10 protein-coding genes and 1 pseudogene are annotated in these 15,186 nt (G+C 37.8%); 7 read left to right on the top strand and 4 right to left on the bottom strand.

Going from position 1 to position 15,186, the window contains the following annotated elements; translation table 11 throughout:
- Nucleotides 1–85 precede the first annotated feature (85 nt).
- The gene (locus tag MHB53_RS12905; protein WP_340918923.1) at nucleotides 86–523 is read right to left on the bottom strand and encodes a VOC family protein; all 438 of its coding nucleotides are present in this window, start codon (nucleotides 521–523) and stop codon (nucleotides 86–88) included.
- A 525-nt stretch (nucleotides 524–1,048) separates the two neighbouring features.
- Here MHB53_RS12905 and MHB53_RS12900 point away from each other — a divergent pair.
- The 7 genes and pseudogenes from MHB53_RS12900 (at nucleotide 1,049) to MHB53_RS26390 (ending at nucleotide 9,389) form a co-directional block, all read left to right on the top strand.
- Nucleotides 1,049–2,368 (top strand): ABC transporter substrate-binding protein, encoded by a 1,320-nt coding sequence (locus MHB53_RS12900; RefSeq protein ID WP_340918919.1) that lies wholly within the window; start codon nucleotides 1,049–1,051, stop codon nucleotides 2,366–2,368.
- 353 nt (nucleotides 2,369–2,721) lie between these two features.
- Nucleotides 2,722–3,876 carry a substrate-binding domain-containing protein gene (locus MHB53_RS12895; protein ID WP_340918916.1) on the top strand — a complete coding sequence of 385 codons (1,155 nt, stop codon included), beginning with the start codon at nucleotides 2,722–2,724 and terminating at the stop codon, nucleotides 3,874–3,876.
- Between the two features lie 149 nt (nucleotides 3,877–4,025).
- Complete coding sequence (locus tag MHB53_RS12890) at nucleotides 4,026–5,048, top strand: glycoside hydrolase family 76 protein (RefSeq protein ID WP_340918913.1); 1,023 nt, start codon at nucleotides 4,026–4,028, stop codon at nucleotides 5,046–5,048.
- Between the two features lie 207 nt (nucleotides 5,049–5,255).
- Nucleotides 5,256–5,765 carry a hypothetical protein gene (locus MHB53_RS12885; protein WP_340918910.1) on the top strand — a complete coding sequence of 170 codons (510 nt, stop codon included), beginning with the start codon at nucleotides 5,256–5,258 and terminating at the stop codon, nucleotides 5,763–5,765.
- 193 nt (nucleotides 5,766–5,958) lie between these two features.
- A complete protein-coding gene (locus MHB53_RS12880; protein WP_340918907.1) occupies nucleotides 5,959–7,086 on the top strand; it encodes a CAP domain-containing protein in 1,128 nt (375 codons plus the stop codon).
- A gap of 296 nt (nucleotides 7,087–7,382) precedes the next feature.
- Nucleotides 7,383–8,447 (top strand): annotated as a pseudogene (locus MHB53_RS26395) (HAMP domain-containing protein); the annotation flags it as partial.
- Nucleotides 8,442–9,389, top strand: a complete 948-nt coding sequence (locus MHB53_RS26390) for a methyl-accepting chemotaxis protein (RefSeq protein ID WP_445661518.1) — start codon at nucleotides 8,442–8,444, stop codon at nucleotides 9,387–9,389. The pseudogene MHB53_RS26395 and the gene MHB53_RS26390, both read left to right, overlap by 6 nt.
- 132 nt (nucleotides 9,390–9,521) lie before the next feature.
- On the opposite strand, the gene nhaC (MHB53_RS12870) is transcribed toward MHB53_RS26390, so the two are convergent.
- The 3 genes from nhaC (MHB53_RS12870) to nhaC (MHB53_RS12860) all read right to left on the bottom strand — a co-directional run bounded on the left by nhaC (MHB53_RS12870) (nucleotide 9,522) and on the right by nhaC (MHB53_RS12860) (nucleotide 14,639).
- On the bottom strand, nucleotides 9,522–10,922 hold the full coding sequence (gene nhaC, locus MHB53_RS12870) for a Na+/H+ antiporter NhaC (RefSeq protein ID WP_340918902.1): 1,401 nt from the start codon (nucleotides 10,920–10,922) through the stop codon (nucleotides 9,522–9,524).
- Between the two features lie 1,447 nt (nucleotides 10,923–12,369).
- On the bottom strand, nucleotides 12,370–13,239 hold the full coding sequence (locus tag MHB53_RS12865) for an MBL fold metallo-hydrolase (protein WP_340918899.1): 870 nt from the start codon (nucleotides 13,237–13,239) through the stop codon (nucleotides 12,370–12,372).
- A complete protein-coding gene (nhaC, locus tag MHB53_RS12860) occupies nucleotides 13,236–14,639 on the bottom strand; it encodes a Na+/H+ antiporter NhaC (RefSeq protein ID WP_340918896.1) in 1,404 nt (467 codons plus the stop codon). The genes MHB53_RS12865 and nhaC (MHB53_RS12860) overlap by 4 nt, the downstream gene beginning before the upstream one ends.
- Nucleotides 14,640–15,186 lie beyond the last annotated feature (547 nt).

Here is a 15,186-nt window from a genome sequence, read left to right as displayed (position 1 = left end):
TCACTATTTTTGCTTGTTAACATTTTTCTAATTAAAGCCCATGTGGGACGTTACAAGCATTATAATGACCTCGTCAATATGCTGTTTATGTCTTTTTGGTTGAGCTCAAAATTTTCAGATAGTGCGGGTTGTACATGATGCCTAGAATGTTTCCAAAGGGGTCGACCACAGAAGCGGTTATGAACCCCTCGTCACCACGGTGTGTGATTTCCTCATACTCTTTCGCACCCATAGACAGTAGTTTTTCGAGAGTTGATGTCACATCGTCGACATGCCAGTACATGATGACACCTCCCGGACTAAGCGTTGCACCATCGGGCTCGAAGCTGCGATCGATCAAGCCAAACTCATGCTGATAGTCCCCAATGCGAAACTCGACATAAGCGAGTCGTCCGTCCGGTCCCGAGCGCTCAAAATAAGGCTCAATACCTAACAACTCAATATACCATTCCTTTGCTGCCTGAAGATCATCTGCCCAGTAACTGATGGTGGATAATCCTCGTAAAGTCCGTGTGTCACTCATAATCAATTTCCTCCTCAATGTTGAGTAAATACCTATAATCTATTATTTGGGTCGCTGTGTAATTTCCTAGTTGCTGTTCATATAGCTATTTTAAAACGGATAATGCTTAGATGATAGTGATTTAATCTTTACTTAAAGAAATTCTGATTTATTCAACTCCAGCAGCAAATATTTTTAATAAATGGATATGCATACTGATATATCATTAATATAATTGTAAATTCAATTGACATATCATTTAGCGTGTAATATATTAATAGTGTACCTGTAAACGCTTCCGAGAGAAGAGGGGAAAATTTCTTCTGCCTGATTTTTGGCGGAAGAAAGGAAGATTAAAATGCAGATGATCATGCTCCAACATTAGAACTTTAGCATTATTGGCTCATTTTGTATAAGTTTCAACCAAAAAAGGTGAAAGTGGGAGGTGTCGCAGTAAAATAACCATAAAGTCATCGGAAGAATCTAGAGATGTTATCTTCCGCTTTTTTGTAATCAACTAATTTAACCCAGGGGGGAGAAGAGAAGATGAAAGAAATGAAGAAAATTATTTTTATGACACTTATGGCGTGCTTAGCATTACTACTTATTTCTTGTACCAATCAAGAATCTGGAGGATCGAGTGATTCGAAAAGTCCGGAGAAAGCTAATAAAGAGGAAGTTGAATCTGGAGAGCGCGAGCCGATCACAATAAAGGCCGCCGTTATATGGGATGAAACCATGTTTAATGAGCGATTCAAGGAGCCTATTGAAACGAAATTTCCGCATATTACGATGGAACATATTCATATTGATACTGGGAATAGAGAAAGTCTTGAAGAATTATTTGCCAGTGGGGAAGTTCCAGATTTATTTTTTACAATGAACCAAGAAGATATGGAGTACTTTGAACTAGATCAGGATTTAGGAGAATTATTTGAAGCGAACAAAATGGAGATGGATACAAGCCATTTAAATCAAAGTCTGGTTGATACGATCAGGGGAAGAGATGCGGAAGGGCGACTTGTTGCCTGGCCTTACGAAAATACCTACTATGCAATGCTTTATAACAAAGATATATTTGATAAATTTGGTATAGCATATCCATCCGATGAACTGACTTGGGAGGAAACCTTTGATTTAGCCAGAAAGCTAACACAAGAGAGGGACGGCGTGCAATACAGGGGATTGGAATTTAGAGATACAGAAGTAATGTTGTCACAGCTTTCCGTGAATGCTACTAATCCTGAAACAGGAGAGGTTGAAATCCTTCAAAAGGATGAGTTTTCAAATCTACTAGGTTTGTTTAGTCATTATTATGATACAATTCCTGACAGTTACGAAGGGGAATTGCGCGATGAGGCTCGGTTTAGTACAGAGCAGACAACCGCGATGTTGATAACCAATGCACAGGCATTAAATTGGTGGCAAGATAATGGAATCAATTACGACATTGCTACTGTTCCTACGTGGTCAGATCACCCTGGTGTAGCTCCAAGAGGATTTTTGCACACATTGACAATGAACCCATTGAGTGAAAATCAAGAAGATATTCTCAATATTTTCAACTACTTTGCCTCAGAGGATTATCAAAACTGGATGTCACGTAATGGAATTGGGATTGTCTCTAATCAAAAGGAATCACAGGATGAATTTTTCCAAGAATATGAAAGTACGCATGATAAAAATATTGCAGCAATCTTTAAGAATGAAGCTGCTTCACCCCCGGAAAGAATTAGTTTATGGGATAAGTATGTAAACATTGATTTTCAAAAGTATTATGAATCGAATATGGATCCAAATGAATTCCTTCGTGTAATCATGGAAGAAGCAGAGACCGAGATCCAAGAAGCAAAAGGATCGAAGTGAACGAGGAATACAAGAAAAAAGCCGTCTCCCTTGAAACATCCAAGGGAGGGCTTTATTCGTTAAAGAAACGATAGCTATTAAAGTGATTTTTGTATCAGAGATGCTGGTAAATAGTGATTTTATGACTTCTGTTTGAACCATCAGTTGGTTCGATTGATAATGGTAGCTGATAGAGTATAAACCTTGGTTTCATGAGCACTTTATTGCTTCATGCCCATTCAATAGCACTTTACTAGTAGGAATGATCTCAAATAACGCATGATGAAGTATATGTGAAGTATATTTTATTGTCGGGTAATGGTATATTAATATGTAAATTAGGTTTTTAATGAATCAAATAAGGAGGTTGCATAGTGGGAGAAGAAGACAAAAAAACATCGAAACCGATGTATGAACAAATATATGATGTATTGAATAACCAAATTATTTCTGGTCATTACGGTGAGGGAGATAGGGTTCCTTCTGAAAAAGAGTTGGCCGAGTCATATAATGTAAGCCGAATAACTAGTAAGAAAGCATTGGAACTGCTTGCGGCCGCTGGTCTTATCATTAGGTTGCCGGGAAAAGGCTCGTTTGTAAAAGGGAAAGAAGATACTGCAGAAAAGGAAGCCTTAGAACAATCGCGTCAACAGAAGGGCGCTCCATCTTTACTGGGTCTAGTAATAACAGATTTTGATTATAGCTATGGTACTCGTATCGTCCATGGTGCGGAAGAAGCCTCGCGTGAAAATAATTGCTTTCTTGTTTTAAGAAGAACCTTAGGTGTTTTTGAAAATGAAGTAGATGCCATCAAAGAATTACAGGAACTCGGGGTGGACGGCCTAATAGTTTTTCCCGCCCATGGTGAATTTTTTAACGAAGAATTATTAAAATTAATTATTGATAAATTTCCACTTGTATTAATTGACCGCCATTTAAAAGGGGTAGCAGCAGCCTCAATTAGTACTGATAATGTAAAAGCGGCACTGCAAGGAACACAACATCTATTTGAGCTAGAACATCGAAATATTGGTATATTAACTCCTCCCCCGAGGGACACAACGGCGATAGAAGGAAGAATTGAGGGGTTCATAGAAGCACATGCGGCACAAGGGGTCGTAGTTAACAGAGATTTTTGGATTACAGATATTACTAGCACTCTACCGAATGCATTTAGGAAAGAAAATATAGAGGCAGATGTGGATAGGATAAAAAAACATATAGTGAAATATCCAGAGATTACTGCGTTATTTGCGGTCGAATACAATATTGCTTTACTGGCAAAAAGAGCAGTTCAAGAACTGCAACTGAAAGTACCAGAGGATATTTCTATTATTAGTTTCGATAGCCCTGAGTTAGATTTTGAAAATGTATTTAAGTTTACTCATCTAAAACAAAAGGAAAAAGAGATGGGGAGAATGGCGATAGAGAATATATTAAAACTCAAAGAGGGTTTGGATATTTCAAATAGACAACTTTTAGATGCTGAACTTATTATCGGTGAATCTACTAAAAACGCAAAGAAGTGATGAGACCTTTTTGCGTTTTTTAGATTAATATATATATGAATAGTATATTGATTGATATATAATACTTAATGATATAATAAATGAATGCGCTTAACTTTTTTTAATAGCTAGAATGTATCATATTTAAAATGAATAGAGGGGTTGAGAAAGTGACTAAAGAATATTGGGAAAAGTATGCTGATGAGTTACAGAAAGAATTAATATTTAAGTTTTGGAATGATGAAAAAGCTATATTGAACGCTTGGGATAATAAACCCTACGAGGAATCACAAACACTCATGTACTGGTGGTACGCACATGCTGTTGATAATTGGGTTGATGCTTTTGACAGAACAGGTAAAGAGGAATACAAAGAGCGGTTAACTACATTAATAGAAAGTACAAAAAAATATAACGGTCAAACATTAATAAACAATTATTATGATGATATGGAATGGATGGCTTTAGCACAGTTACGCATGTATGAAATAACAAAAGATGATTATTACAAAAACTATGTAATAGAGTTATGGGAAGATATTAAAACTGCTTGGAATGATCATATGGGCGGTGGAATGGCCTGGAAAAAAGATCAATTAGATTATAAAAATACACCCGCTAATGCGCCGGCATCCATACTGGGAGCACGCATGTATAAAAGTTTTGGAAATGTAGAGGACTTACAATGGTCCAAAAAAATATATGAATTTAATAAGGCGGTATTAGTTAACGAAACAGGATTTGTGGAAGATGGAATAAATAGATTGGGTGATGGGAAAATTGATTCGGATTGGAAGTTCACATATTGCCAAGGAGTTTTTATTGGAGCGGCAACGGAGCTTTATGAAATTACGAATGAGGATATATACTTATTGGATGCCCAAAAGACAATTAATGCAACGTTTGATCAACTTGTGGATGGTAAAACAGGAATGTTACCAGATGAAGGTGGAGATGACTGCGGATTATTCAAAGGGATTTTAGTACGTTATTTAGCCTTATACTATAGCCGTTATGGCGATGAAAAAATAAAAGATACGCTGATAAAAAATGCAGAAGTGATGAAAAAACACTTGGATGATCAACCAAATAAGATCATTGGAACATCATGGGAAATGCCCCAAGAGCATTCGCAACTAGCAACGTACCTAAGTGGAATAATGCTAGTAGAGGCATTTGCGTCAATTAAATAAAAAGAAATAAAACGGTTGTTTAAGCTGGTAAAAGAATACTACAATATCTTTCGCTACAAATGTAATGAAGAAAAACAACGCTCTGAGCCATAAATTGGTTCTGGGCGTTGTTTTATTTTGAGTTAGTTTTCCTAATCAAGAAAATTGCATTTATCAACAATAACTCTTAAAGCAAAATATAAAGAAGTTGAAGCAGAGGCGCACACTATGCATCCTATTTTTCTAATGCCTATGAAAGAGTTTACGGAAGATATTAAACAAATAAAAAGACTTTCGAATCCAAACTCATATATCGATTTAAAAGAAAAATGGTCTGTTTCTATAGCTGCAATGGTTTACTATGCACGTAAATTGGAATATATAACATATGAGCAGCAAAGATATTTTTATGCCTCGTTAAATCGCAAAAAGTATACTGAAATTGAACCGCTAGATGAAAAAATAAAAATTATTAGACCCGGGAAGGTTAAGAGTTCTTTACAATTTTTATTTGAAAAAGGTATTATCTCATTGGAACAACTTATGGATATAACTCACTATAATGAAGTGTTAATTGCAAACATATTAGGTATCGATGAAAACTTTATTCGCTCTTATTTGAAGGAACCATCTTACTTTAATGTAAGCTATATTAATGAAAGAAATAAGATTATACTTCAAGCTAACTTAAACGAGCAAGCCCAATGTTATATTAGGCTTGTTTTTTTATGGGAATAATCTGTTTAAGGAAATGTCCATGAAAATCTATTAAGAGTATATTGTGAATGCTACGTCCGATTGTGCAAGATAAATAAGAGGGAGAAACTACAAATTGGAACTATTTGGTCCCCAAGTCTGCATACCATTACGTGATATAATATAAGGATCAGGCTTGTGCCTGCACTCAAATAACAAGGTTAGGTGTTATATTTTGAAACGATTTCTATTTTTAATATTAATTATATGTATTGCCTATATTTCAAAACCGGCTTGGACGGAATATGTAAATCGGGAGACAAGCCAGTCCGCGATAGATTCCATTAGCGCAAAAATAGAGTCCGTTAAAAATAATCCTGATATAGCTTCAGGGATCAATACAATAACGGACACGTTCCAAGGGCTAGTTGGACGGTTAGAGGATTCTATTGATGATAAGAAATCGGATTCTTCTAAGGTGGAAAATCCAACTTTAACTACTCCAGCCCATCAAAAGTTTTCCGTTCATAATATCGAACTAGGAGATTCAAAGGATGAGGTTGAACAAATGGTTGGTACTCCGAAACGCATGTCAAAAAATGAATATGGAGTCGACTGGTACAGTTATCATGAAAACTACCAAAATTTTATGATGGTTTCGTATGACGAAAATAATATAGTTAGTGGACTTTATACAAATCAAGATTTAATCTCATCCACTGATGGGATTGCGCTAGGAGGCACCAAGGAATCGATCGAAGGGTATCTAGGTGAGCCGTTAACAAAAATTCGCAAAGGTCTGGTATTTTATCAAGTTCAAGATAATGGAGAATATCAAATTTTTCAGGTAGACAATAGTTATATTACTATTTTTTATGATAAACATGAAAATAATACTGTCACAGCGATTCAAATAATCAATTCAGATCTAGAAGGAAATAGAAAGGATATGTACACGAAGCCAACTGATAAGCTTATGGAAGGTTTTGAGTATCAGCTGTTTGATTTAACGAATGCAACGAGAGTGAATCATAATTTAGGCGTATTAACCTGGGATGATCATGTAAAAGAGACAGCTCGTAAACATAGCGTGGATATGGCAGAAAATGAGTATTTTAATCATGAGAATTTACAAGGGCAGTCTCCCTTTGATAGGATGCATGAAGATAATATTGCCTTTATTGTTGCGGGGGAAAATTTGGCTTATGGTCAATTTAGTAGCATTTTTGCTCACGAAGGTTTAATGAATTCAATGGGACATAGGGAAAATATATTAAAAGCAGACTATAGATATTTAGGTGTTGGCGTTGCTTTTAACGCTGAATCACAGCCATATTATACAGAGAATTTCTATAGTAATTAAGAAGTGAAGTGAAGAAGAAAATGGTGGGACAGTGAGTCTTTTTGCTCACTGTTTTTTTTTGTTTATATGCCTGATTATGATGATTATTCACGAACATACGACTAATCAAATGTTTGATTGTCTATATTAAGTGCGTTAAATCATGAATTCCTAATGAAGATTAAAATTAAATTGCTATTTTAGACGTAGTATAACATTCCTGTTTTATTGTTAATTTTTCCTAAAGGTATTGCCGATTTAGACGATATATAAATAGTCGACATTATTCGGGTTTTTATGTGTTTAAAATTGCAACAATGAAAGCGGGAGGAATATATATGGGAAAAAGTAGAGGTTATACATTTAAGTTAAGCTTAAGGAATAAACTAATTCTTTCTTTTTTAATTATCTTGTTAATTCCAAGCATTACGATTGCTATTACTTCGTATATGAGCTCGGAAAAGAATATAGATAGTCAGATGCTTGGCGCTGCCCAGAAAGATGTAGAAATCGTTAGTCAAACAGTGGATCAATTTATTGCCGCACAAATGGAGAATATTGATTATCTATCTAGTACGATTGGTGCTGGTGCTATTACTAAGAATACCGATACCGAAACAAGAAAACTATTAGATGCCATTCAAGATTCTAAAGCGACTGTTGAACAGACCTATATCGGAACAGAGACAGGTCAATTTATGAATTCGCCGACATCTTTTAAAAACCCACCAGAGTACGATCCACGTCAACGGCCATGGTACCAAGAAGCAATGAAAAATAGTAAAAATGTAATTATTACGGATCCATATGTATCGCAATCTTCTCAGAAAGTAGTAGTAACACTTGCTAAAGCAACTGCTGATGGTAAGGGTGTCGTGGCTGTAAATCTTAAGCTAGAAAGTCTTACGGACATGATTAGTAAAGTAAGTATCGGTAAAGAAGGTTATTTGTTTTTATTAGATAAAAATAATAATTATATTAGCCATCCAACCAACAAAGCTGGTGAAGAAGCAACAGAAGGCTTTTTTGAAAAAATAAAAGAATCAATTTCTGGCAAGATCGATTATACATTAGATGGAGAACAGAAAAAATTAGCCTTTACGACAAATGAACTTACTGGCTGGAAGATTGTTGGAACGATGTTTCAAGATGAAATAGACAAAGCAGTTAAACCAATTTTGAACACAACTTTAATCGTTATCATTGTTTCATTGATTATAGGAGGACTTTTAATCCTGTTCATTATTCGTTCCATCATTAAACCAATAAATGAGTTGGTAGGTGCTGCGGATAAGATGAGTCAAGGTGATCTAGGTGTTCATATTAATCTAAAAAATAAGGATGAGTTGGGTCGGTTGGCCCAGGCGTTTAACCATATGCGAACAAGTCTCAGCGAGGTCATTTTGAATGTTCGTGAAAAGTCTAGTACCCTTGCAGCATCTTCGGAGCAATTAAACGCGAGCACAGAGGAAAACACATCTGCAACAGAACAAATTTCTTCATCGATTCAGGAAGTTGCTGCTGGAATGGAGATTCAATCGAATCGGATTGAACAAAGCACGATAATGGCAGAAGAAATGTCAAAATCAATCCAATATATTGTTTCAAGTTCAAATGAAGTTTCACAAACGGCAGTAAATGCAACATCCGCTGTAGAAGAAGGAAACAAAGCAATTGAAACAACGGTTGGACAAATGGAATACATTAAGGATACTGTCCATGAACTATCAGGTAGTATCCAGGTTTTAGACAGTCAATCACAGGAAATTAGTAAAATAGTTGATGTCATTACAGGCATAGCCGATCAAACAAATTTACTTGCACTTAATGCGGCTATTGAAGCAGCCAGGGCGGGAGAGTCTGGAAAAGGTTTTGCTGTTGTGGCTGATGAAGTGCGCAAGCTTGCAGAGCAATCGGCACAATCGACTGAACAGATTAGACAAATGATTGGGGCTATCCAGAAAGAGACTTCCATTGCAGTGAAATCAATGGAGTCAGGAACAACAGAAGTAGACAGAGGTATAGAGGTAGTAAGCCATGCAGGTGAGTCATTTACGGCTATTACAGGTTTTGTTAATACGATAACGGAACAGATTGAACAAGTTACATCAGAAATCGAAGGAATTTCTTCTGGAACAGAACAGTTTGTTCAAACTTTCGAGGAAGTAGCTAAAGTAGCAGATTCTACATCAGGCGGGGCACAAAATGTTTCAGCATCGACACAGGAGCAATTAGCTTCGATGGAAGAGATCCGCAGTTCAGCGATGTCATTATCAGAAATCGCAGAGGAGCTACAAGGTCTAGTTCAGCAATTTAAATTGTAAAAGAATAATTAAATAGAAACACGATGCATTTCATTCGCATCGTGTTTTTTTAATCAGTTGTAGTATGTGTCAAAATTCCTTTTGCTAAACAGCCACGCGTTTGGCGTGGTACTTCAGTAATCAAATATATTCCTAGCGATATATCTCCTTGGTTTCATCATATTCTTTTTTGGCAATGGTCCAACCTGTAAAGCCAAAGATCACATTAAGAAGTGGCACAAGAAAAACAAAGAAGCTAAATGGGATAAATTCGCCTGGACTAGCACCAAGCATATTTGTGGCAAATACAGCAGTTACCCCCCATGGAACAAGGTTGATTCCGACTGTTCCAGCGGCCTCTACACTTCGTGATAGGTTTTTCGTATCGATCCCCATCTCTTTATACTTTTCTGTAAATGTTCTTGCTGGTAGAATAATCGATAAAAATTGTTCGCCGCTTGCAAAAGCAATAACGAATGTGGACAAAATTGTTGAGCTAATAAGTGATCCGGTGGAACGCACCTTGTCCATTATTTTTCCTGTCAATGTAACAAAAACGCCCGTCTCTTCTAATATGCCTCCAAAAGCAGTCGCAATAATTAGTATTGCAACAGTGCCTAGCATAGACATTAAGCCACCTCGATTTAATAAGGAATCAACTGCATCGACACCGGTAGAAACAGAAAATCCACTTGTCATCGTTTGAATGACTTCCGACACAGATATACCTTGAACAATGATCGCAATGATACCGCCAAGAAAACCTACACTAATTAATGCAGGGATGGCGGGAATGCGCTTGATCATTAAAAAGATTGTAAATAGCGGCATAAGTAATAACAATGGATGAATAATAAATAGATCCTGTAAGCCAGTTTTAATGATGTCAATTGCATCAGTATTTACCGTATTATTAGATGCTACAAAAGATCCAACACCCCAGTACATGATAATGGCAATGACAAATGCTGGGATCGTATCCCAAAGCATATGCTTTATATGGCTAAATAAGTCTGTGTCTGCCATGACAGGTGCGATATTGGTTGTATCGGACAATGGCGATAATTTATCTCCGAAGTAAGCACCTGAAATCACCGCTCCGGCAACAAGACCCGCGGAGAAACCTAATCCATCTCCAATGACCATGAAGGCAATGCCAATTGTAGCAATGGAAATAAAAGAGCTACCTAGTGTAATGGAAACAATGCCAGTAACAAGTGCAACGATTGGGACGAAAAACGCTGGGTGAATGATCGAAAGACCATAATAAATCATCGTTGGGATAACACCACTAGCAATCCAAGTACCTACAATGATGCCGATTATAAATAAGATGAACACAGCAGGTAAAGCTCGAGCAACACCATTCACCATCATTTTCTCTACGTCAATCCAGCTCCATCCACATATCACAGCAACTATAGCTGCTGCTATAACGCCGATCAATAATGGGATATGCATGCCAGCATTCCAGATGAAAATAGAAGCGATGGCAGAACCAATTAATCCAAGTATCGGAATTAGTGCTATCCCGATTGATATTTCTTTTTTCATTTATATAAACTCCCTTTATAAAAAAATAAAAACCCCCATCCGAAAGGAGGGAATGGCATGCGTAATAACTGCGCGCTTTAATGTATCAACGCGGACATGTAACATAGTATAACATGTTTCGATCTGGTAGGCACTAATAGGATTAATTTGCATACTATTCATACTAGAAAGGGAATTAACCTAATGGGATGTTTATACATATTATCTCGTATTTAATGATGATTTGGTGCTTTAATAGTACCGCTTTTATTAAAAAAGTGCTTCAAACAAGATTCTAATTTATCAAGTACATGCTCATGAATCACAAAAAGATGGAGCTGTCCGATAAGCAGGGAAAATTGGTAAAACGGCTTTTAGCTGATTTTTCATCTTGCTCTCATTTAAAAAAAATGTCAATTGATTGGAGTGGGGTGCGCTCAATTGACCTTGGGAGTGTCTTTTTCGCAGGGAGGGGCAATCGGTAGGCGTTCGATTTACCTTATTCCTGCTTTTTTCGCAGGGAGGGGCAATCAATAGACGTTCGATTTACCATAGTCCTGCTTTTTTCGCAGGGAGGGGCAATCGATAGACGTTCGATTTACCATAGTCCTGCTTTTTTCGCAGGGAGGGGCAATCGATAGGCGTTCGATTTACCTTATTCCTGCTTTTTTCGGAGGGAGGGGCAATCGATAGACGTTCGATTTATCTTGTTCTTGCTTTTTTCGCAGGGAGGGGCAATCGGTAGGCGTTCGATTTACCTTATTCCTGCTTTTTTCGCAGGGAGGGGATATCGGCAGACGTTCGATTTACCTTGTTCCTGCTTTTTTCGGAGGGAGGGGCAATCGGTAGGCGCTCGATTTACCTTATTCCTGCTTTTTTCGCAGGGAGGGGATATCGGTAGGCGTTCGATTTACCTTAGTTCTACTTTTTTGCAGTGAGGGGATATCGGTAGACGTTCGATTTACCTTAGTCCTGTTTTTTTCGGAGGGAGGGGCAATCGGTAGGCGTTCGATTTACCTTATTCCTGACTTTTTCGCAGGGAGGGGCAATCGGTAGGCGTTCGATTTACCTTATTCCTGCTTTTTTCGCAGGGAGGGGATATCGGCAGACGTTCGATTTACCTTAGTTCTACTTTTTTTGCAGTGAGGGGATATCGGTAGACGTTCGATTTACCTTGTTCCTGCTTTTTTCGCAGGGAGGGGATATCGGTAGGCGTTCGATTTACCTTAGTTCTACTTTTTTGCAGTGAGGGGATATCGGTAGACGTTCGATTTACCATAGTCCTGCTTTTTTCGCAGGGAGGGGCAATCGATAGACGTTCGATTTACCATAGTCCTGCTTTTTTGCAGGGAGGGAAATCGAAGTGCGTCCGATGACCAGGTCGTGCCTTTTTCGCGATGAGGATGATATGATAAAATCGGGAGGGGCTCCTAAAAAGCCGACACCCCCATCTAGTGAATCCAATGCATTAAGACAACTTGAACTCCATATCTTCTTCAGCGATGTGAAAGCCCCTTGATTCAATTATGTTTCTCACTTCATTATTTCTATGAATAGCTGGATTGGAATGGTTGACATGGGTAAAATATATTTCCTTTTGTTCAGCTAAATCTTGAAGTCTGTCCATTGTTTCTGTCATCACGGGATGTGGTATCTCTCGATAATCGCGGCCTATTTTCTCAAGGTCTTTAGAGGAGTAAAAGGTGCCGTCAAGTAAGCAAATATCCACCTCTTCGCAAATCTTGTCGAGGTCTTGATCCCATTGTTCCCAGCGGTCAATATCTGGAACGTAGAGTAATTTCTTTTTCGGTCCTTCGATCAAAAAGGCAAAAGTCTCAGAGAATTCGTTTCTATGTGGAACCTCTATAAATGTGACAGTTACTTGCGGATCAATCCGTACGACTTGGCCATTTTCCATTCCATTCACATCGATATTTCTAAGTTTTGTTAATTGACTCCATGGTGCGTGACTTTCTAATAGCCGTTTCATCTGTTTTCCTGCCATTACTGGGACTTCTTTCGCTCCAATTGCTTCACGACCTAGAAATAATAATCCTGGATAATGCCCCATATGTGCGTGGGATAGAAAGATACTATCCATTAACTGTGTTTGTAGCTGATATTTTAATTGTAATCTAGCCATTTGTTCTTTTAAATCAGGTGTAGCATCTAGCAAATGCCATTTTCGTTCAGCTGGTAGAATAATAGCTAAAGAGGCGGCTAATCGTTTAAAACTTGGGTCTTCGAGCGCACGGCTGCAATTTTCACAAAAACAGTTTGGATGTGGTACGCCAGCATCTTGCGCTGTCCCTAAAACATTTACAATAACTTCACTCATAGTGATGTATTTCCTTTCGTTTCAGCATATTGCTTTTTTGTAATTGTCCAACCAGTGAAGCCGAAAATAATATTGATCAATGGTACAAGGAATACAAAGAAGCTATAAGGAATGAATTCTCCTGGACTGGCACCGAGGATACCCATGGCAAATACGGCAGGGACACCCCAGGGAACGAGGTTTATTCCGACTGTGCCTGCAGCTTCTACACTGCGTGACAGGTTCTTCGTATCGATACCCATTTCTTTATACTTTTTCGCAAATGTTCTTGCAGGTAAAATAATTGCTAGAAATTGAGCGCCGCTAGCGAAGGCAACAATGAATGTGGACAGAATCGTTGAGCTAATAAGCATTCCAGTGGAGTGCACCTTGTCCATTATCTTTCCAGTCAACACATCAAAAGCTCCGGTTTCTTCTAAAATTCCTCCATAAGCGGTCGCAATGGTTAATAATGCGACAGTCCCTAACATGGACATTAAGCCACCGCGATTTAATAAGGAGTCAACGGCATCAACATCAGTTGTAACTGAAAATCCATTTGTCATGATTTGAATTACTTCTGATATTGGTATTCCTTGAATAATGATCGCAAGTACCCCGCCAAGGAAACCTACTCCAATCAAAGCGGGAATGGCTGGAATTCTTTTCATCATTAAAAAGATTGTGAGCAATGGCATAAGTAATAATAGTGGGTGAATGACAAACACGTCTTTTAAACCACCATTAATAATGTCAATAGTACTTGTATTTACTGTATTATTAGACGCTACAGTAAAACCAACAATCCCATACATGATAATGGCGATTACAAATGCAGGAATGGTGTCCCAAAGCATATGTTTTATGTGGCTAAATAAGTCTGTATCGGCCATTACAGGGGCAATGTTAGTTGTGTCGGATAATGGCGATAATTTATCACCGAAATAAGCACCAGAAATTACTGCACCTGCAACGAGTCCAGCAGAAAAGCCCAGCCCTTCTCCGATGACCATAAAGGCAAGTCCAATTGTGGCAATCGAAGTGAAAGAGCTTCCTAATGTAATAGAAACAATGCCTGTCACAAGTGCGACGATTGGAACGAAAAATGCAGGGTGAATAATGGAAAGCCCATAATAAATCATCGTTGGGATGACACCACTTGCGATCCAAGTTCCTACAATAATACCAATGATGAGTAAGATGAAAACGGCGGGTAATGCTCTAGCAACACCGTTCACCATCATTTTTTCAACATCCATCCAACTCCATCCACATACAACTGCAACAATTGCCGCGGCGATAACACCGATCAATAAAGGGACGTGCATCCCAGCTTTCCATATGAAAATGGAAGCAGTGGCAGAACCAATTAATCCAACTATCGGAATTAATGCCAACCATATTGACATTTCTTTTTTCATTTATGTAAACTCCCTTTGTAATAAAAATTCCCATCAGAATAGAGGGAACAACATATTACTTTAATGTATCAACGCGGACATGTAACATAGTATAACATGTTTTGCGGTGCTAGGCACTAATGGATTTTTTTACAGTTATGCCGATGGGGAAGTGTTCCCGGCTATCGTTAATAATAAGTGGATTTGAGAGGGAGTTACAGATAATGAATATTGCAGTATAGCAAGAAGATGGAAGTTTGCTATGATTAGTCCAATTAAAATATGATTTATCAAGTATAGCGCTTACAATGCAGCTGATAGTATAAGAAATATAAATTTACAAAATTGTAAACTTTTAGAATGAAGAGATAACTTGGTGTCGATTTTAAACGAAGAGTTTCATGACGGGTTTGGAGTTTGGTGATATTTAAATATTTTCCCTTCGCAATAAACTATTACTACCTAATACATGTGAAGCGGAGATTATTTTCGAAAGACTTATGAAATGAAACAAAGGAGGTGAGGGCTAAGTTTTTTGGAGAAATTGGCAAAATGAGTGTCTTATACC

Origin of the sequence: Bacillus sp. FSL K6-3431, assembly GCF_038002605.1 — a bacterium.
Lineage (GTDB): Bacteria > Bacillota > Bacilli > Bacillales > Bacillaceae_C > Lederbergia.
Note: the sequence above shows the minus strand (reverse complement) of the source record. Positions and strands in the feature narration are given on the sequence as shown.